Below are 18,859 nucleotides of genomic sequence, written 5' to 3' on the forward strand. Positions count from 1 at the left end.
GCCTTAATCACAAAAGAGAGGAGGTTATTGCCCATGCTAATAATACCAATAAAAGAAGGAGAAAACATCGATAGAGCTTTAAAGCGTTTCAAGCGAAAGTTCGATAAGACAGGTACAATGCGACAGTTGAGAAAACGTCAACAGTTTACAAAACCATCTGTAGTGAACAGAGCTAAGATTCAGAAAGCTCAATATATTCAAGGTCTAAGGGATAACGAAGAAATCTAATTCCGCTTGAATGCATATCAGTATAAAAAGTCCCACTTAATGTGGGACTTTTTTTTTGTGCCATATCAAAATGGGTATTATCTTTTGTAACTTTGATTTATGGCCATCAAATCCTTTATTTCCTATTTGTCATTGGAGAAAAACTATTCTCCGCATACTACCAAAGCCTACCACAACGATTTAATGGCGTTTCAAAGCTTCTGTGAGGAACGGTTTAATGTCGATGACATTGATCAAGTGTCCTATAGCTTAATTAGGAGTTGGGTTGTGTATTTGGTGGAATCCGGTGTATCCCATAGGTCGGTAAATCGGAAAATAGCCTCCTTAAAAGCATATTACAAGTTTTTGTTAGGTCTTGGAATTTTAGCTATCAACCCCTTGGCTAAGCATAAAGCTCTAAAAACTGCAAAAAAAATTGAGATTCCTTTTTCAGAAGTAGAAATGGAAGGGGTACATTCCCAAATGCCATTCGAGGATAATTTTGAAGGCAGGCGCGATAAATTGATTATCGAATTGCTATACACTACAGGGATAAGACGGGCTGAACTGATTGGGCTTAAAGTGAAAGATGTTGATTATCAGACCATGACAATAAAGGTTTTGGGGAAGCGCAATAAAGAAAGGATAATCCCCCTTTTGGAAGCGACCAAAGAATTGTTTTTGAGTTATATTCTACTGCGCAATGAATTGGGAGCAATCGAGGATGAGGGGTATATTTTTCTTACGGAAAAAGGCAATAAAATGTATGAAACGCTTGTTTATAGAATAATAAATAAGTATTTTAGTTTAGTGTCGGCCAAGGTAAAAAAAAGTCCGCATATTTTAAGACATACCTTTGCTACACATATGCTAAATAAGGGTGCGGATTTAAATTCCGTGAAGGAATTGTTGGGGCACTCCAGTTTGGCGTCAACACAGGTGTATACCCATAACAGTATTGCGGAATTAAAAAAGGTACATTTCTTGGCCCATCCTAGAAACAAGAAATAGTGCTCCAGTTGTATTAGATTGTTTAACTCTATTAAAACTTCATTCTATGAAAGTAAATGCACAATCGGTGAATTTCACTGCAGACGGAAAGCTTATTGATTTTATTCAGACAAGGTTGAATAAAATGGAACTGTTTTATGATAAAGTAATTAGCTCTGATGTATATCTCAAGGTGGAAAATACAAGTGCTAAGGAGAATAAAATTGTGGAAATCAAGGTGCTAGTGCCAAAAGATAAGTTTGTAGTTAAAAAACAATGTAAGTCTTTTGAAGAGGCTATCGACACTGCTTGTAGTTCGCTAGAAAGAAAGCTGGTTAAGCGAAAAGAAAAAATAAGATTAAATGCGTAAAAAATTTATCAAAAAAAGTTTTGATTAAATAAATAAATATCTACATTTGCAGTCCGTTAGAAATAGCGGACTTTTTTTTAACTAAAAAAGGAATAAAAGCCGATGTAGCTCAGCTGGCTAGAGCAGCTGATTTGTAATCAGCAGGTCGTGGGTTCGAGTCCCTCTATCGGCTCAAAAAAAAAGTAAGAAAATTTAATTTTCTTAAGTTCTTTAAAATATGGTTTGGGGAGATACTCAAGCGGCCAACGAGGGCAGACTGTAAATCTGCTGACTACGTCTTCGCAGGTTCGAATCCTGCTCTCCCCACAAAAAGGCTTTTATTAGTCTTTGTATGAAAATACAGAAAGTTTTTTTTGAAATAATGAAATTAATTTTTAGGTTTGCCTAAAAATTACAATGCGGGAGTAGCTCAGTTGGTAGAGCGTCAGCCTTCCAAGCTGAATGTCGCCGGTTCGAACCCGGTCTCCCGCTCAAGATTTTAAAAGCAAAAGCTCCTTTGATGGGGCTTTGCGCAATTAAAATTAATTGGACATGATTGTAGTATCCTGTCCAGAGCGACGCCGAGGGTAAACTTCGTCAACGCTCTTAAACTTTGGGTATAGGGTATAGTTTTAGATTGGGCCTGGCTCAATAGTTAAAATTAAAGATGCCGGTGTAGCTCAGGGGTAGAGCGTTTCCTTGGTAAGGAAGAGGTCATGAGTTCAAATCTCATCATTGGCTCAATTAAGGCATTATTTGTACACTAATATAAACTAAGAATTAAAATTAACAAACATGGCAAAGGCAACATTTGATCGTTCCAAACCGCATCTAAATATAGGTACTATTGGACACGTGGATCACGGTAAAACTACATTGACTGCTGCGATTACTACGGTATTGGCAAACGCAGGACTTTCTGAAATGAGAAGTTTCGATTCTATCGACAACGCTCCAGAAGAAAAGGAAAGAGGTATTACTATTAATACTTCTCACGTAGAATATTCTACCGCGAACCGTCACTATGCTCACGTGGATTGTCCAGGTCACGCGGATTACGTAAAGAACATGGTTACTGGTGCTGCTCAAATGGACGGTGCTATATTGGTTGTTGCTGCTACTGATGGTCCTATGCCTCAGACTCGTGAGCACATCCTTTTAGGACGTCAGGTTGGTATTCCAAGAATCGTTGTTTTCTTGAATAAGGTTGATATGGTTGATGATGAGGAGCTTTTGGAATTAGTTGAAATGGAAGTAAGGGAATTGCTTTCTTTCTATGAGTATGATGGTGACAATGGTCCTGTTATCTCTGGTTCTGCTTTGGGAGCTCTTAATGGTGAACAAAAATGGGTTGATACAGTTATGTCTTTGATGGAAGCTGTTGATAGCTGGATCGAATTGCCTAAGAGAGATGTTGATAAGGATTTCTTAATGCCAGTTGAAGATGTGTTTACTATTACAGGTCGTGGTACTGTTGCTACTGGTCGTATTGAGACTGGAGTTGCAAATACTGGAGATCCTGTTGAGATCATTGGTATGGGAGCTGAGAAATTGAACTCTACAATTACTGGGGTTGAAATGTTCCGTAAAATATTGGATAGAGGTGAAGCTGGTGATAACGTTGGTATCCTTTTGAGAGGTATTGAAAAATCTCAAATCAAAAGAGGGATGGTAATCTGTAAGCCAGGTTCTGTTAAGCCACACGCTAAATTTGAAGCTGAGGTGTATATCCTTAAAAAAGAAGAAGGTGGACGTCACACTCCATTCCATAATAACTATCGTCCTCAGTTCTATGTAAGAACTACCGATGTTACTGGTACTATTAATCTTCCAAGTGGAGTTGAAATGGTTATGCCTGGTGATAACCTTACCATTATTGTTGATCTGTTGTCTCCAATTGCTCTTAGCGATGGTCTGCGTTTTGCGATCCGTGAAGGTGGTAGAACAGTTGGTGCTGGTCAGGTTACCAAGATTTTGGATTAATATTTAAGTACAGTATTTTTTACATTGAGGGTGTCTTGCTAAAGCGGGATACCTTTCAATGTAAATATAAACGGGTGTAGCTCAGTTGGTAGAGCACTGGTCTCCAAAACCAGGTGTCGGGAGTTCGAGCCTCTCCGCCCGTGCAAAATATAATGAGTTCTTTTCTGATTGTGATAAGGGTGGTCAGTATGTCTTTAAGGCCTTGTTTTAAAGTTAAGAAAATAAATATTTCGCAGCATGTTTACATATATAAAAGAATCTATAGACGAACTTAGGAATAATGTTACTTTACCTACAAGGGCGGAATCTTCCAACTTAATGGTAATTGTTGCGGTATTTTCTATAATTTTTGCGCTAATGACTTGGGGTGTTGATAGTTTGTTTGGCAAGTTGATAAAACTTTATTTCAATAACATAATCAATTAAGAAGCACTGTATGTCAGAGGTATTGGATAAGAAATGGTATGTTGTAAGAGCTGTAAGTGGTCAGGAAAACAAAATTAAAGGCTATATAGAGGCGGAAGTCGCTAGACTTGGTTTTGAAGATTATTTGGAAGAGGTTCTTGTTCCTACTGAAAAAGTGATTCAAATAAGAAATGGAAAGAAGATAAATAAGGAACGTGTTTATTTTCCTGGTTATATTATGGTCAAAGCTAACCTTGGAGGGGAGATGATTCATATTATCCGTTCGATTACCAATGTTATTGGATTTTTGGGCGAGACCAAAGGCGGGGATCCTGTTCCTTTGAGAAAGTCGGAAGTGAATAGAATGCTGGGGAAAGTAGATGAATTGGCTATAACGACCGATAGTGTTGCTATACCATTTGTATTTGGTGAAACTGTAAAGGTTATTGATGGTCCATTTAATGGTTTTAACGGAACTGTAGAAAAAATTAACGAAGAAAAACGCAAACTGGAAGTGATGGTGAAAATTTTTGGAAGAAAAACACCATTGGAACTCAGTTATATGCAAGTAGAAAAAGTTTAATAAGAACTGTTACATAGTTAAAAGAAGTGTTGCTTCCAAATTAACACTTTTTAAATTTAATTTAAAACAATGGCAAAAGAAGTAAGTAAAGTAGTTAAACTACAAGTTAGGGGAGGTGCAGCGAATCCGTCGCCACCGGTTGGACCCGCTTTAGGTGCTGCCGGGGTCAACATTATGGAATTCTGTAAGCAATTCAATGCGCGTACACAGGATAAGCCAGGCAAAGTATTGCCAGTTGCGATCACGGTTTATAAAGACAAGTCGTTCGACTTCGTTGTAAAGACACCGCCGGCGGCAGTTCAATTAATGGAAGCGGCTAAGATTAAAAAAGGATCTGGCGAGCCTAACAGAAACAAGGTTGCAAGTGTATCTTGGGATCAGATCAAGTTGATCGCTGAAGACAAAATGGTAGATCTAAATGCCTTTACGGTAGATTCCGCAATGAGTATGATTGCAGGTACAGCTAGATCTATGGGTTTAAAAGTTTCAGGTAATAGACCTTTTTAAAATCTTAAAAGCAATTTAGAATGGCAAAATTAACAAAGAAGCAAAAAGAAGCCCACAGCAAAATAGATAAGAATAAACTTTATTCTGTTGAAGAGGCATCTGCTTTAGTAAAAGAAATAACCAATACAAAATTCGATTCATCTATAGAGTTGGCAGTACGTTTGGGCGTTGATCCAAGAAAGGCCAACCAAATGGTTCGTGGAGTAGTTACACTTCCCCATGGTACCGGTAAAGATGTGAAAGTTTTGGCTTTGGTAACACCGGACAAGGAAGCAGAAGCTAAAGAAGCTGGCGCTGATTACGTTGGGTTGGATGAATATTTGGAGAAAATTAAAAACGGTTGGACCGATGTTGATGTTATCATCACTATGCCAAGTGTTATGGGTAAGTTAGGTCCTTTAGGTAGGGTCTTAGGGCCAAGAGGTCTTATGCCGAACCCAAAAACTGGTACGGTTACTATGGATGTTGCCAAAGCGGTTTCAGAAGTAAAGGCTGGTAAAATCGATTTTAAAGTTGATAAAACGGGAATTGTGCATGCTGCAATAGGGAAAGTTTCTTTCTCAGCTGATAAAATTGCAGATAATGCCAACGAACTGTTGGATACCTTGATGAAATTGAAACCATCAGCTTCTAAAGGAATTTATGTAAAAACTATTTACATGTCCAGTACAATGAGTCCAAGTGTTGCATTAGATCCAAAAGTAGTTTAACTGGTAGTTAAAAGTTTTTATTATGACAAGAGAAGAGAAATTAAATGTTATACAAGATTTAACTGCACAGTTAGGGGATAGCTCCACTATATATTTAGCTGACATTTCTGGATTAAATGCTGAAACAACTTCAGCTTTAAGAAGGGCTTGCTACAAAGCTGATATAAAACTTGCTGTAGTTAAAAATACCTTGCTTGCAAAAGCAATGGAAGCTTCGGATAAAGATTTCGGTGAACTTCCTACTGTATTGAAGGGGAATACCTCTTTAATGTTTTCGGAAACCGGAAATGCGCCTGCAAAACTAATTAAGACTTTTAGAAAAAAGTCTAATAAGCCTTTGTTGAAAGGAGCATATATTGCCGAGGCGATTTATGTTGGTGATGATCAATTGGATGCTTTAGAAAGCATTAAGTCTAAAGAAGAAATGGTTGGAGAAATTATTGGATTGTTACAATCCCCAGCCAAGAATGTTATTTCTGGACTTAAATCTGGTGGTGGTAAACTTGCCGGAATCCTTAAGACATTATCAGAAAGATAATTTGTACGCACTAAAAACAATTATATTTTAAAATTTTATTAAACGATAGAAAAATGGCAGATTTAAAAGATTTCGCAGAACAATTGGTTAACCTTACAGTAAAGGAAGTAAATGAGTTGGCTAATATATTAAAAGATGAATACGGTATAGAGCCTGCAGCTGCTGCAGTTGCTGTTGCTGCTGGTGGCGGTGCTGCTGATGGTGGTGAGGCTGCTGAAGAGCAAACAGAGTTTGATGTTATATTGAAAGCAGCTGGAGCTTCTAAATTGGCTGTAGTTAAATTGGTTAAGGAATTAACTGGTTTGGGATTGAAAGATGCTAAAGATATCGTTGATAGCGCACCGAAAGCCGTTAAGGAAGGTGTTTCTAAAGACGAAGCTGAAGGAATTAAAAAATCTTTGGAAGAAGCAGGAGCGGAAGTTGAGCTTAAATAATAGTAACAACAACCATTATTATTTTGGTTTAGGTCTTTCCGCTTTTTGTGGCTAGACCTAAGCCTTTTTATACATATCGTGTATAATATAGTACACTACCCAATTAAAATATTCACGTTCAAAATTTTGTCCATAGATGTTCACAAATCAGACTGAAAGAATAAGTTTCGCATCCGCTAAGAACACTCCGAACTATCCGGATTTCTTGGACATTCAGATTAAATCATTTCAAGATTTTTTTCAGCTTGAAACTAAATCTGACGAAAGGGGCAATGAAGGGTTGTACAACACCTTCATGGAAAACTTTCCCATTACAGACACGAGGAACCAGTTCGTATTAGAATTTTTAGATTACTTCATAGACCCACCTAGATATTCCATTCAAGAATGTATTGAGCGTGGACTTACTTATAGTGTTCCATTAAAAGCAAGATTAAAATTATATTGTACGGATCCTGAGCATGAGGATTTCGAAACAATTGTACAAGATGTGTACTTAGGTACTATTCCTTATATGACTCCTAGTGGTACCTTTGTTATCAATGGAGCAGAACGTGTTGTTGTTTCTCAGTTGCACCGTTCTCCAGGGGTATTCTTTGGTCAATCTTTCCATGCAAACGGAACTAAATTGTATTCTGCTAGGGTTATTCCTTTTAAAGGTTCCTGGATAGAATTTGCAACAGATATCAATGGTGTTATGTACGCCTATATTGATAGAAAGAAAAAATTACCGGTTACCACCTTGTTCAGAGCTATAGGCTTTGAAAGGGATAAAGATATTTTGGAGATATTTGACCTTTCTGAAGAGGTTAAGGTTTCCAATGCCGGCTTGAAAAAAGTATTGGGTCGTAAATTGGCGGCTAGAGTATTGAATACATGGCACGAGGATTTTGTGGATGAGGATACCGGTGAAGTAGTATCTATTGAGAGAAATGAGATTATCCTTGACCGTGATACCATTTTAGAAAAGGATCATATAAATGAGATAATCGAGGCTGATGTGAAAACTATTCTTTTGCACAAAGAGAATAATGCACAAAGCGATTATGCCATTATCCATAACACCCTTCAAAAGGATCCAACAAACTCTGAAAAAGAGGCTGTTGAACATATTTATCGTCAATTGCGTAATGCTGAACCGCCAGATGAAGAGACAGCTCGTGGTATTATAGATAAATTGTTCTTCTCTGATCAGCGTTATAATCTTGGTGAGGTTGGACGTTATAGAATGAACAAAAAATTGGGATTGGATATTGGAATGGACAAGCAGGTCTTGACCAAAGAAGATATCATTACCATTATAAAATATTTGATCGAGTTGATCAACTCAAAAGCTGAGATCGATGATATTGATCACCTTTCCAACCGTAGGGTAAGGACTGTTGGTGAGCAATTATCCCAGCAATTTGGTGTTGGTTTGGCACGTATGGCCAGAACAATTCGTGAGCGTATGAACGTACGTGATAATGAGGTGTTTACCCCGATAGATTTGATCAATGCCAAGACCTTGTCTTCGGTAATCAATTCTTTCTTTGGTACCAACCAGTTATCACAGTTTATGGATCAAACAAATCCATTGGCAGAGATTACGCACAAAAGAAGATTATCGGCATTGGGACCAGGTGGTCTCTCTAGGGAAAGAGCAGGGTTTGAGGTACGTGATGTTCACTATACTCACTACGGAAGACTTTGTCCTATAGAAACTCCTGAAGGACCTAATATTGGATTAATATCCTCATTATCGGTATTTGCCAAGGTAAACCCTATGGGCTTCCTGGAAACACCATACCGTAAGGTAGATAATGGTACCGTAAATATTAATGACTTCACTTACCTAAGTGCAGAGGAAGAAGAAGGAATGAAAATTGCTCAGGCAAACATTCCTATGGATGAAAATGGTAAAATTACATCCGAAAAGGTAATTGCAAGGGAAGAAGGAGATTTCCCGGTAGTAGATCCAGGAGAAATTCAGTATACCGATGTTGCGCCTAACCAAATTGCATCTATTTCAGCCTCCTTAATTCCGTTCTTGGAGCATGATGATGCTAACAGGGCATTGATGGGGTCTAACATGATGCGCCAGGCGGTTCCTTTGTTAAAACCAGAATCTCCAATTGTGGGTACAGGTTTGGAGCGTCAGGTAGCTTCTGATTCAAGGGTATTGATCAATGCAGAAGGAGATGGAGTTATAGAGTATGTTGATTCACAAAAAATCACCATAAAATACGACCGTACCGAAGAACAAAGATTGGTTAGCTTCGAAGAAGATTCCAAGACTTATGAATTGGTCAAGTTTAGAAAAACAAACCAGGGTACCAGTATTAACCTAAAGCCAATTGTTAAAAAGGGCTACAAAGTTAAAAAAGGACAGGTTCTTTGTGAGGGATATGCAACGGAAAGTGGCGAATTGGCACTTGGAAGAAACTTGGTAGTGGCATTTATGCCATGGAAAGGTTATAACTTCGAGGATGCGATCGTAATTTCAGAAAAAGTGGTTCGTGAGGACATCTTTACTTCGATTCATGTTGATGAGTATGCTTTAGAGGTTAGGGATACCAAATTAGGTGCTGAGGAATTGACCAACGATATTCCCAACGTTTCTGAAGAAGCTACTAAAGATTTGGATGAAAACGGAATGATTCGTATTGGTGCAGAAGTTAAGCCTGGAGACATCTTAATTGGTAAGATTACTCCAAAAGGTGAATCTGACCCTACTCCTGAAGAAAAATTATTAAGGGCTATTTTTGGTGACAAAGCCGGTGATGTAAAAGATGCTTCTTTAAAGGCTTCTCCATCATTAAGAGGAGTAGTTATTGAAAAGAAATTATTTTCTAGATCAGTTAAAGATAAGCGTAAGCGTTCTGAAGATAAGGAAGACCTTGCTAAATTAGAATTGGAATATGAGGTAAAATTCCAACAACTTCAAGATGTTCTAGTTGAAAAGCTATTTACATTGGTGAATGGTAAAACTTCACAAGGGGTATTAAATGACCTTGGGGAAGAAGTGCTTCCTAAAGGGAAGAAGTATACCATGAAAATGTTGAATGCTGTTGATGATTTCGCTCACTTGGTTGGTGGAACTTGGACTACGGATAAGGAAAGCAATACATTGGTGACAGATCTTTTACATAACTATAAGATAAAGTTAAACGATCTTCAAGGTAACCTCAGAAGAGATAAGTTTACGATTTCTGTAGGAGATGAATTGCCAGCTGGAATTATGAAATTGGCCAAAGTTTATATCGCCAAAAAACGTAAGCTTAAGGTTGGTGATAAAATGGCGGGTCGTCACGGAAACAAGGGTATTGTTTCCCGAATTGTACGTCATGAAGACATGCCATTTTTGGAGGATGGAACACCTGTGGATATCGTATTGAATCCACTTGGGGTACCTTCCCGTATGAACATTGGGCAGATATATGAAACTGTATTGGGATGGGCAGGTCTAAAATTAGGGAAGAAATATGCGACCCCAATTTTTGACGGTGCTACCTTAGATCAAATTAACGCCTATACTGATGAGGCTGGAATTCCAAGATTTGGACATACCTACCTTTATGATGGTGGAACAGGTCAGCGTTTTGATCAACCTGCAACGGTTGGGGTTATCTATATGTTGAAATTAGGACATATGGTAGATGATAAGATGCATGCTCGTTCTATTGGACCATACTCACTTATTACGCAACAACCATTGGGTGGTAAAGCACAATTTGGTGGACAGCGTTTTGGGGAGATGGAAGTTTGGGCCCTTGAAGCATATGGTGCCTCAGCTACACTACGTGAAATATTGACCGTTAAGTCGGATGATGTTATTGGTAGGGCCAAGACTTATGAGGCGATCGTAAAAGGAGAGACCATGCCAGAACCTGGCTTGCCAGAATCTTTCAACGTACTAATGCACGAACTTAAGGGATTAGGTTTGGATATTAGATTGGAAGAATAACAAGGATAGGTTTTGAACACTATTCCTAATAACAAGAATTAAATTAGTATCAGAATATAGTTATGGCTAGACTAAAAGATAATAATACCATTAAAAGGTTCGATAAAATTTCAATCGGTTTGGCATCTCCAGAAGCTATTTTGGCAGAGTCAAGAGGTGAGGTTTTAAAACCTGAAACTATTAACTATAGAACGCACAAGCCTGAGCGGGACGGTCTATTCTGTGAGCGTATTTTTGGTCCTGTAAAGGATTATGAATGTGCCTGTGGAAAATACAAAAGAATCCGTTATCGTGGTATTGTTTGTGATCGTTGTGGGGTAGAAGTAACAGAGAAAAAAGTACGTAGAGATAGGGTAGGACACATTAATTTGGTAGTTCCTGTTGCCCATATCTGGTATTTCCGTTCCCTGCCAAATAAAATTGGTTACCTTTTAGGTTTACCTTCCAAGAAATTGGATATGATCATTTACTACGAACGTTATGTAGTAATTCAACCAGGTATTGCCAAAGGACCAGACGGCGAGGAAATTCAAAAAATGGATTTCTTGAGCGAAGAGGAATATTTAAATATATTAGAGTCCATTCCACAAGAGAATCAGTACTTGGAAGATTCTGACCCCAACAAGTTTATTGCTAAAATGGGTGCGGAATGTCTTATTGATCTTTTGGCCAGAATAGACTTGAGCCAATTGTCTTACGATTTAAGACATAAAGCCAATACTGAAACTTCCAAACAACGTAAAACCGAAGCCTTGAAAAGACTTCAGGTTGTGGAAGCATTAAGGGAATCTCAGGAAAATAGGGAAAACAGACCAGATTGGATGATCATGAAGGTTATTCCTGTAATTCCACCTGAATTACGTCCGTTAGTGCCATTGGATGGAGGTCGTTTTGCAACTTCGGATTTGAATGATCTTTATAGAAGGGTAATTATAAGAAATAACCGTCTAAAAAGATTGGTGGAGATTAAGGCACCAGAGGTGATTCTTAGAAATGAGAAACGTATGCTTCAGGAAGCAGTAGATTCTTTATTCGATAACACTCGTAAGGCATCTGCAGTAAAAACTGAATCCAACAGACCATTAAAGTCCCTTTCAGATTCATTAAAAGGAAAGCAAGGTCGTTTCCGTCAAAACCTTTTAGGTAAACGTGTGGATTATTCCGCCCGTTCGGTAATCGTTGTTGGACCTGAAATGAAATTGTTCGAATGTGGTTTGCCAAAAGATATGGCAGCTGAGCTTTACAAACCTTTTGTTATCCGTAAGTTGATAGAAAGGGGTATTGTGAAAACCGTAAAATCGGCTAAAAAGATAATAGACAAGAAGGAACCAGTAGTCTGGGATATCCTGGAAAATGTATTAAAAGGACACCCTGTAATGTTGAACAGGGCCCCTACATTGCACAGATTGGGTATCCAAGCTTTCCAGCCAAAACTTATTGAAGGAAAAGCCATTCGCTTACATCCATTGGTATGTACTGCATTTAATGCGGATTTTGATGGAGATCAAATGGCAGTTCATTTACCATTAGGTCCAGAGGCTATTCTTGAATGCCAATTATTAATGTTGGCTTCACATAATATTTTGAATCCTGCAAACGGTTCACCTATTACCGTACCATCACAGGATATGGTCTTGGGTCTATATTATATGACTAAAGAAAGGAAGACTACACCTGAGGTAACTGTAAAAGGTGAAGGATTAACCTTTTACTCTTATGAAGAGGTGGTAATCGCCTTTAATGAAGGAAGATTGGATCTTAACGCCGGTATAAAAGTTCGTGCCAAAGATTTTAATGAAGCAGGGGAATTGGTTAATCAAATTATACCAACTACAGTTGGTAGAGTATTGTTTAACATGGTAGTTCCAGAGGAAGCGGGATATATCAATGAGGTATTGAACAAGAAATCGCTTAGGGATATTATTGGTAATATTTTAAGAGTTACCGATGTACCAACAACTGCTGATTTCTTGGATAAGATTAAAACGATGGGGTATGAATTCGCCTTCAAGGGTGGTTTGTCCTTTAGTTTGGGGGATATTATTATTCCACCTGAAAAACAATCCATGATTGATGAAGCCAATGTTCAGGTAGATGGTATTATGGCCAACTATAACATGGGACTTATCACCAACAACGAACGTTACAATCAGGTAATTGACGTATGGACTTCCACAAATGCTATGTTGACCGAATTGGCAATGAAGCGTATTCGTGAAGATCAACAAGGATTTAACTCTGTGTATATGATGTTGGATTCTGGTGCAAGGGGTTCTAAGGAGCAGATTCGCCAGTTGACCGGTATGCGTGGATTAATGGCGAAACCTAAGAAATCTACAGCTGGAGGTGGGGAAATCATTGAGAACCCTATTTTATCCAACTTTAAAGAGGGTCTATCCATTTTGGAATACTTTATTTCTACTCACGGTGCACGTAAAGGTCTTGCGGATACGGCCTTGAAAACGGCGGATGCAGGTTACTTGACACGTCGTCTAGTGGATGTTTCACAAGATGTAATCATCAATATTGAAGATTGTGAAACGCTAAGAGGTGTACAGGTAGAGGCTCTAAAGAAAAACGAAGAGATTGTGGAGACTTTAGGGGAGCGAATCCTAGGTAGGGTTTCTTTACACGATGTTTATGATCCTATTTCTGAAGAATTGCTTTTAAAGGCAGGTCAAGAAATTATGGAGTCTGATGTTAAGAATATTGAGGCATCTCCTGTTGAAAAAGTGGAGGTTCGTTCAGCCCTAACCTGTGAAGCTCAGAAAGGTATCTGTGGTAAGTGTTACGGAAGAAACTTGTCTACCAATAAAATGGTACAACGAGGGGAAGCTGTTGGTGTTGTTGCTGCTCAGTCGATCGGAGAACCAGGAACACAGTTAACTTTGCGTACATTCCACGTTGGGGGTATTGCAGGTAACATTTCTGAAGAAAATAAATTGGAAGCCAAGTTTGGTGGAATTGCAGAAATAGAAGATTTAAGAACGGTTACTAGTCAAGATAGTGAAGGTAAAAAATCTGAAATTGTAATTTCTAGGACTTCTGAGATAAAGGTTGTAGACGCTAAGTCTGGCATAACCTTAAGTACTAATAATATTCCTTACGGTTCTCAATTGTTCATTAAGAACGGTGAAAAAATCCAAAAGAGTCAGGTTATTTGTTCTTGGGATCCATATAACGGGGTTATTGTTTCAGAATTCCCTGGAAAGATCGCATATGAGAATATTGACCAAGGTATTACCTACCAGGTGGAGATCGATGAGCAAACCGGATTCCAAGAGAAAGTAATTTCGGAATCTAGGAATAAGAAATTAATACCAACCCTTTTGATCAAGAACAATAAGGATGAAGTATTGCGTTCTTATAACCTTCCGGTTGGATCGCATATCATGGTAGACGATGGAGACAAAATCAACGAAGGTAAGATTTTGGTTAAGATACCACGGAAATCAGCTAAGTCTGGAGATATTACCGGTGGTCTTCCAAGAGTTACCGAATTATTTGAAGCACGTAACCCATCCAACCCGGCGGTTGTTTCCGAAATTGATGGTGTTGTTTCCTTTGGTAAAATTAAAAGAGGTAATCGTGAGATAATCATCGAATCCAAATTGGGTGAGGTTAAGAAATACTTGGTTAAATTGTCCAATCAAATTCTTGTTCAAGAAAATGATTATGTACGTGCCGGTATGCCATTATCCGATGGATCTATTACTCCTGAGGATATTTTGTCTATCAAAGGACCTTCAGCTGTACAACAATACTTGGTGAACGAAGTTCAGGAAGTATATCGTTTACAGGGAGTGAAGATCAATGACAAGCATTTTGAGGTAGTAGTTCGTCAAATGATGCGTAAAGTGCGAATAGTTGATCCAGGAGATACTATTTTCTTAGAGAATCAATTGGTCCATAAGGATGACTTCATCAAAGAGAACGATGAGATTTATGGACAGAAAGTGGTTGAGGATGCCGGGGATTCAGAAAACTTAAAACCGGGTCAGATTATTAGTGCCCGTGATTTAAGGGATGAAAACTCAATCCTTAAGCGTAATGACAAGAATTTGGTTTCTGCTAGAGATGCTGTTGCAGCAACGGCGACACCTATTCTTCAAGGAATTACACGTGCATCTTTACAGACTAAATCATTCATTTCTGCTGCTTCTTTCCAAGAAACGACCAAAGTACTTAACGAAGCTGCGGTAAGTGGTAAGATAGATACGTTGGAAGGATTGAAGGAAAACGTAATTGTTGGTCACAAAATACCTGCAGGTACGGGAATGAGGGATTATGAGAATATCATTGTAGGTTCAAAAGAAGAATACGATGAAATCATGGCTCGAAAAGAAGAATTGAAATTCTAAATAATTAGAACCTCGGTGTTATTCACCGAGGTTTTTTTTTGGACATTCGGACAGGAAATAGTTCAATGTAGTGTAACAAACAAGTAATAGTTAATCATTTTATAAAATGAGTGATAAAGATCAAAAACAAAAACAGATCAATATAGAATTGGATGAAAAGACAGCTGAGGGAATTTATTCCAATTTAGCTATAATTAATCATTCTGTTTCCGAGTTTGTAGTGGACTTTATTAGTATGATGCCAGGGGCTCCCAAGGCCAAGGTTAAGAGTAGAATTGTACTGACCCCGCAACATGCCAAGAAATTTTTAAAGGCACTGGCAGAGAATGTGAGTCGCTTTGAAAAGGCCCATGGTACAATAAAGGATTATGAACAGCCCCCGATACCATTAAATTTTGGTCCTACAGGCGAGGCTTAAAAAGCAAAAACCTTCTGTGCGAACAGAAGGTTTTTTTGTTTCATTGTATTTTTTAATTGAATTCCGAAGTAAAATGAAGCTTTACATTTGGATATTTTTGCTGGGTCATTTGCAATGAAAATTGGGAATCGGCAAGAAAAACAAGTTGCTTCCGCTTATCCTTCGCCAAAAACTTCTGTTTAACACGTTTAAATTCTTTATATTCTTCACTGTTCTTATCTTTTGGGTCTACCCAGCACGCCTTGTAAACCGGAAAATTTTCATAGGTACATTTGGCGCCATATTCGTGTTCCAGACGGTATTGGATTACCTCAAACTGTAAAGCACCAACAGTTCCAATCACCTTTCTATTATTCATTTCCAAGGTGAATAATTGTGCTACCCCTTCATCCATCAATTGGTCAATACCCTTGTTTAGCTGTTTGGCTTTCATAGGGTCGGCATTATTGATATATCTAAAATGCTCTGGAGAAAAACTTGGGATACCCTTGTAATGTAATATTTCACCTTCGGTCAAGGTATCTCCAATTTTGAAGTTTCCGGTATCGTGCAATCCAACAATATCCCCAGGATAGGAAATATCTACTATTTCTTTTTTCTCAGCAAAAAAAGCATTGGGACTGGAGAATTTCAAGTTTTTGTTTTGGCGGACATGAAGATAAGGTTTGTTCCTTTCGAAGGTACCTGAAACTATTTTTATGAATGCTAAGCGGTCTCTATGCTTAGGATCCATATTGGCGTGTATTTTAAATACAAAACCGGTTAATTCTTTTTCATTGGCTTCAACTAATCGCTCTTCGGCCATTTTTGGGCGCGGTGAAGGGGCTATGTCTATAAAACAATCCAATAGTTCGCGTACTCCAAAATTATTAAGTGCCGAGCCAAAGAATACGGGCTGTTGGGTTCCTTTTAGGTAACTTTCTTTATCAAAGGGAGGGTATACACCTGTTGCCAATTCTAAATTCTCTCTTAGTTCTGTAGCTGCTTTCGTGCCAATAATCTTTTCAAGTTGAGGATTGTTTATGTCATCAAATGCAATTGTGTCCTCAATATGTTTCTTGCTATCCCCACTAAACAGATTAATGTTTTTTTCGTATATATTATATATTCCTTTAAAATCATATCCCATTCCAATGGGAAAACTTAATGGAGTTACGGAAAGTCCAAGTTTCTGTTCTACCTCGTCCAATAAATCGAAGGCATCCTTTCCTTCCCGGTCTAATTTGTTAATGAAAACAATCATGGGAATGTTTCGCATCCTACAGACTTCGACCAATTTTTCAGTTTGCTCTTCTACACCTTTTGCAACATCAACAACCACAATAACGCTGTCTACGGCCGTAAGGGTCCTGAAGGTATCTTCTGCGAAATCCTTATGGCCTGGTGTATCCAGGATATTTATTTTTTTGTCTTTGTATAGAAAGGCAAGAACAGAGGTGGCAACGGAGATACCCCTTTGTTTTTCAATTTCCATAAAGTCGCTCGTCGCAGTTTTCTTTATTTTATTGTTCTTTACCGCTCCTGCTTCCTGAATGGCTCCGCCAAAAAGCAGTAGTTTTTCTGTGAGTGTTGTTTTTCCCGCATCTGGATGCGATATTATTCCGAAAGTCCTCCTTCTTTCAATTTGTTCCTTAAAACTCATCAATCATTTGATTTCGGCAAAAATAAGTCAAATTAATTTTTTCTACTGGCAAATCCTGCTAAATACAACAAAGAATTTCTAATTGTAAGATATTCGGGTTTAGTAGGTCGGACAAAAGATGGGTTACGGCTTATGCATTTCGAATATACTGGTGGAAAGTAGGGTAACGATACACAAATCTGTAGACTTTTTATTCGTTTTTTTAAGTTGGCTTATCTTTTTTGGTTTAAGATATTAGTACCTACTAAAATTATAGAAACTTATGTTTATGGTTTTTAGCTTAAGAAGCCGTATTGGTTATTAGATTAATTATATGTTTATAGTTATGTAGTAGAATACTTTTCTGACTTTATTTGTAAGTAAAAATGTAGATGTGCTTACTGCGGTGTGATGGTTTTTTATTAGATAAACAGTACTTAATTATAGATGTTCATAATGAAAATTAACACTTTGTCGAGTAATACGGTTATTGGAAGATTTTCTTTAATTTATGGTTTGAAAACCTTATGAGTATTGATTTTTTAGATATATCTTGCATATAACTTTGGAGTTGGCCCCAACTTCTTACATCTATTGTTACCTATTATGCCATGGTGATTAGTTGAAACAAAACTATCATTTATGGAGAATATTACTTTTGTGAAATATAGGAGAAATTCAGTACCCTTAATTTTACTTATTGCCGTTTTATTTGTTTTTGGAATTACGCCCACATTTGCGGATGTGCCTAAAGACGTTTCTTCCAAATCAAATGAGGTGCTTGCTTTTGGTCATGACATAGGAATTGCCTCTAAGGTAGACGGTAATGAACTGAAGTACTACTGGAGTCCATTTTTAGTTAATAGCTTTTCCACATCAAACAAAATAAGTGCCAAGAGAATTAATTCTGTAGATATTGAGTTAAATCCCAAAAATGGATTTCATCCTAATTCAGGGTTACAGCTTCGTTCAGAGATTGTGCCACCAACGGATAGTGATGGTGACGGAGTAACCAATGTTAAAGAAAATGAGGACGGAACCAATCCCAATGATTCCTGTGATTTTATTTTAGCCCATCAAAATTCCACCCCCTCCTCTGCATGGAAGAATGCCGACTGTGATGGTGACGGGGTTACCAATTATAAGGAAAAGCAGGACGGTACAGATCCACTTGATTCCTGCGATTTTATTTTAGCACATCAAAATTGTACCCCCTCCTCCGCGTGGAAGAATGCCGATTGCGATGGTGACGGTGTTACCAACGATAAAGAAAAAATAGATGGTACAGATCCACTTGATTCCTGTGATTTTATTTTAGCCCATCAAAATTGTACTCCCTCCTCCGCGTGGAAGAATGCCGATTGCGATGGTGACGGTGTTACCAACGATAAAGAAAAAACAGATGGGACAGATCCACTTGATTCCTGCGATTTTATTTTAGCCCATCAAAATTGTACTCCCTCCTCTGCATGGAAGAATGCCGATTGCGACGGTGACGGGGTTACTAACGATAAGGAGAAACAAGATGGTACAGATCCACTTGATTCCTGCGATTTTATTTTAGCGCATCAAAACTGTACCCCCACTTCTGATTGGAAGAATTCCGATTGTGACGGTGATGGTGTTACGAATGAGGACGAGAAAACGGATGGTACGGATCCCTTGGATCCCTGCGATTACGTTCCAGCCCATGTTACCTTGGCACAAAGCGGAGACTATTTGACGGCCGATTGTGATGGTGACGGAGTAACCAATGAAAAAGAGATAGAGGACGGTACGGATCCCAAGGATTCCTGTGATTTTGTTT

The 18,859-nt window shown here is 38.2% G+C and carries 14 protein-coding genes, 5 tRNA genes and 1 pseudogene; 19 read left to right on the top strand and 1 reads right to left on the bottom strand.

Annotated features, from left to right (window positions below):
• The first annotated feature begins 33 nt into the window (after nt 1–33).
• From rpsU to CWD90_RS16980, 18 genes are all read left to right on the top strand, one after another.
• Nucleotides 34–228 carry a 30S ribosomal protein S21 gene (rpsU, locus tag CWD90_RS16895; protein ID WP_103477251.1) on the top strand — a complete coding sequence of 65 codons (195 nt, stop codon included), beginning with the start codon at nt 34–36 and terminating at the stop codon, nt 226–228.
• 99 nt (nt 229–327) lie between these two features.
• On the top strand, nt 328–1,218 hold the full coding sequence (locus CWD90_RS16900) for a tyrosine-type recombinase/integrase (RefSeq protein ID WP_103477252.1): 891 nt from the start codon (nt 328–330) through the stop codon (nt 1,216–1,218).
• Nucleotides 1,219–1,264: 46 nt separating this feature from the next.
• The gene (gene hpf, locus CWD90_RS16905; protein ID WP_103442758.1) at nt 1,265–1,567 is read left to right on the top strand and encodes a ribosome hibernation-promoting factor, HPF/YfiA family; all 303 of its coding nucleotides are present in this window, start codon (nt 1,265–1,267) and stop codon (nt 1,565–1,567) included.
• A 98-nt stretch (nt 1,568–1,665) separates the two neighbouring features.
• A tRNA-Thr gene (locus tag CWD90_RS16910) sits at nt 1,666–1,739 on the top strand.
• Nucleotides 1,740–1,791: 52 nt separating this feature from the next.
• A tRNA-Tyr gene (locus CWD90_RS16915) sits at nt 1,792–1,873 on the top strand.
• A gap of 92 nt (nt 1,874–1,965) precedes the next feature.
• Nucleotides 1,966–2,038, top strand: a tRNA-Gly gene (locus CWD90_RS16920).
• A gap of 177 nt (nt 2,039–2,215) precedes the next feature.
• Nucleotides 2,216–2,287: transfer RNA gene (locus CWD90_RS16925), tRNA-Thr, on the top strand.
• Nucleotides 2,288–2,341: 54 nt separating this feature from the next.
• Complete coding sequence (gene tuf, locus CWD90_RS16930) at nt 2,342–3,529, top strand: elongation factor Tu (protein ID WP_103477253.1); 1,188 nt, start codon at nt 2,342–2,344, stop codon at nt 3,527–3,529.
• A 70-nt stretch (nt 3,530–3,599) separates the two neighbouring features.
• Nucleotides 3,600–3,672: transfer RNA gene (locus CWD90_RS16935), tRNA-Trp, on the top strand.
• 94 nt (nt 3,673–3,766) lie between these two features.
• Nucleotides 3,767–3,955 (top strand): preprotein translocase subunit SecE, encoded by a 189-nt coding sequence (secE, locus tag CWD90_RS16940; RefSeq protein WP_103477254.1) that lies wholly within the window; start codon nt 3,767–3,769, stop codon nt 3,953–3,955.
• Between the two features lie 10 nt (nt 3,956–3,965).
• Nucleotides 3,966–4,517 carry a transcription termination/antitermination protein NusG gene (gene nusG / locus CWD90_RS16945; RefSeq protein ID WP_103477255.1) on the top strand — a complete coding sequence of 184 codons (552 nt, stop codon included), beginning with the start codon at nt 3,966–3,968 and terminating at the stop codon, nt 4,515–4,517.
• Nucleotides 4,518–4,586: 69 nt separating this feature from the next.
• The gene (gene rplK / locus CWD90_RS16950; protein WP_103477256.1) at nt 4,587–5,024 is read left to right on the top strand and encodes a 50S ribosomal protein L11; all 438 of its coding nucleotides are present in this window, start codon (nt 4,587–4,589) and stop codon (nt 5,022–5,024) included.
• A gap of 20 nt (nt 5,025–5,044) precedes the next feature.
• Nucleotides 5,045–5,734 carry a 50S ribosomal protein L1 gene (rplA, locus tag CWD90_RS16955; protein WP_103477257.1) on the top strand — a complete coding sequence of 230 codons (690 nt, stop codon included), beginning with the start codon at nt 5,045–5,047 and terminating at the stop codon, nt 5,732–5,734.
• A gap of 22 nt (nt 5,735–5,756) precedes the next feature.
• On the top strand, nt 5,757–6,272 hold the full coding sequence (gene rplJ, locus CWD90_RS16960; protein WP_103477258.1) for a 50S ribosomal protein L10: 516 nt from the start codon (nt 5,757–5,759) through the stop codon (nt 6,270–6,272).
• A gap of 53 nt (nt 6,273–6,325) precedes the next feature.
• Nucleotides 6,326–6,706 carry a 50S ribosomal protein L7/L12 gene (gene rplL, locus CWD90_RS16965; protein ID WP_103477259.1) on the top strand — a complete coding sequence of 127 codons (381 nt, stop codon included), beginning with the start codon at nt 6,326–6,328 and terminating at the stop codon, nt 6,704–6,706.
• Nucleotides 6,707–6,842: 136 nt separating this feature from the next.
• Nucleotides 6,843–10,652: a DNA-directed RNA polymerase subunit beta gene (gene rpoB / locus CWD90_RS16970; RefSeq protein WP_103477260.1), complete on the top strand. Its 3,810-nt coding sequence runs from the start codon at nt 6,843–6,845 to the stop codon at nt 10,650–10,652.
• Between the two features lie 62 nt (nt 10,653–10,714).
• Nucleotides 10,715–15,013, top strand: coding sequence for a DNA-directed RNA polymerase subunit beta' (gene rpoC, locus CWD90_RS16975; protein ID WP_103477261.1), 4,299 nt, complete (start codon nt 10,715–10,717; stop codon nt 15,011–15,013).
• A 106-nt stretch (nt 15,014–15,119) separates the two neighbouring features.
• Nucleotides 15,120–15,431 carry a DUF3467 domain-containing protein gene (locus CWD90_RS16980; protein ID WP_103477262.1) on the top strand — a complete coding sequence of 104 codons (312 nt, stop codon included), beginning with the start codon at nt 15,120–15,122 and terminating at the stop codon, nt 15,429–15,431.
• Between the two features lie 52 nt (nt 15,432–15,483).
• On the opposite strand, the gene CWD90_RS16985 is transcribed toward CWD90_RS16980, so the two are convergent.
• Entirely contained in the window at nt 15,484–17,073 is a 1,590-nt protein-coding gene (locus CWD90_RS16985) for a peptide chain release factor 3 (protein WP_103477263.1), read from the bottom strand.
• 621 nt (nt 17,074–17,694) lie between these two features.
• Between CWD90_RS16985 and CWD90_RS16990 the strand changes: the two are divergent.
• A pseudogene (locus tag CWD90_RS16990) lies at nt 17,695–18,859 on the top strand (thrombospondin type 3 repeat-containing protein); the annotation flags it as partial.

The sequence above is a fragment of the Arenibacter catalasegens genome, assembly GCF_002909235.1.
GTDB lineage: Bacteria > Bacteroidota > Bacteroidia > Flavobacteriales > Flavobacteriaceae > Arenibacter > Arenibacter catalasegens.

Coding starts and splice junctions, on each gene's coding strand:
- hpf (WP_103442758.1), top strand. CDS start 1,265: ATGAAAGTAAATGCACAATCGGTGAATTTCACTGCAGACGGAAAGCTT.
- tuf (WP_103477253.1), top strand. CDS start 2,342: ATGGCAAAGGCAACATTTGATCGTTCCAAACCGCATCTAAATATAGGT.
- rplA (WP_103477257.1), top strand. CDS start 5,045: ATGGCAAAATTAACAAAGAAGCAAAAAGAAGCCCACAGCAAAATAGAT.
- rplJ (WP_103477258.1), top strand. CDS start 5,757: ATGACAAGAGAAGAGAAATTAAATGTTATACAAGATTTAACTGCACAG.
- secE (WP_103477254.1), top strand. CDS start 3,767: ATGTTTACATATATAAAAGAATCTATAGACGAACTTAGGAATAATGTT.
- CWD90_RS16985 (WP_103477263.1), bottom strand. CDS start 17,073: ATGAGTTTTAAGGAACAAATTGAAAGAAGGAGGACTTTCGGAATAATA.
- rpoB (WP_103477260.1), top strand. CDS start 6,843: ATGTTCACAAATCAGACTGAAAGAATAAGTTTCGCATCCGCTAAGAAC.
- rpoC (WP_103477261.1), top strand. CDS start 10,715: ATGGCTAGACTAAAAGATAATAATACCATTAAAAGGTTCGATAAAATT.
- rpsU (WP_103477251.1), top strand. CDS start 34: ATGCTAATAATACCAATAAAAGAAGGAGAAAACATCGATAGAGCTTTA.
- rplK (WP_103477256.1), top strand. CDS start 4,587: ATGGCAAAAGAAGTAAGTAAAGTAGTTAAACTACAAGTTAGGGGAGGT.
- CWD90_RS16900 (WP_103477252.1), top strand. CDS start 328: ATGGCCATCAAATCCTTTATTTCCTATTTGTCATTGGAGAAAAACTAT.
- nusG (WP_103477255.1), top strand. CDS start 3,966: ATGTCAGAGGTATTGGATAAGAAATGGTATGTTGTAAGAGCTGTAAGT.
- rplL (WP_103477259.1), top strand. CDS start 6,326: ATGGCAGATTTAAAAGATTTCGCAGAACAATTGGTTAACCTTACAGTA.
- CWD90_RS16980 (WP_103477262.1), top strand. CDS start 15,120: ATGAGTGATAAAGATCAAAAACAAAAACAGATCAATATAGAATTGGAT.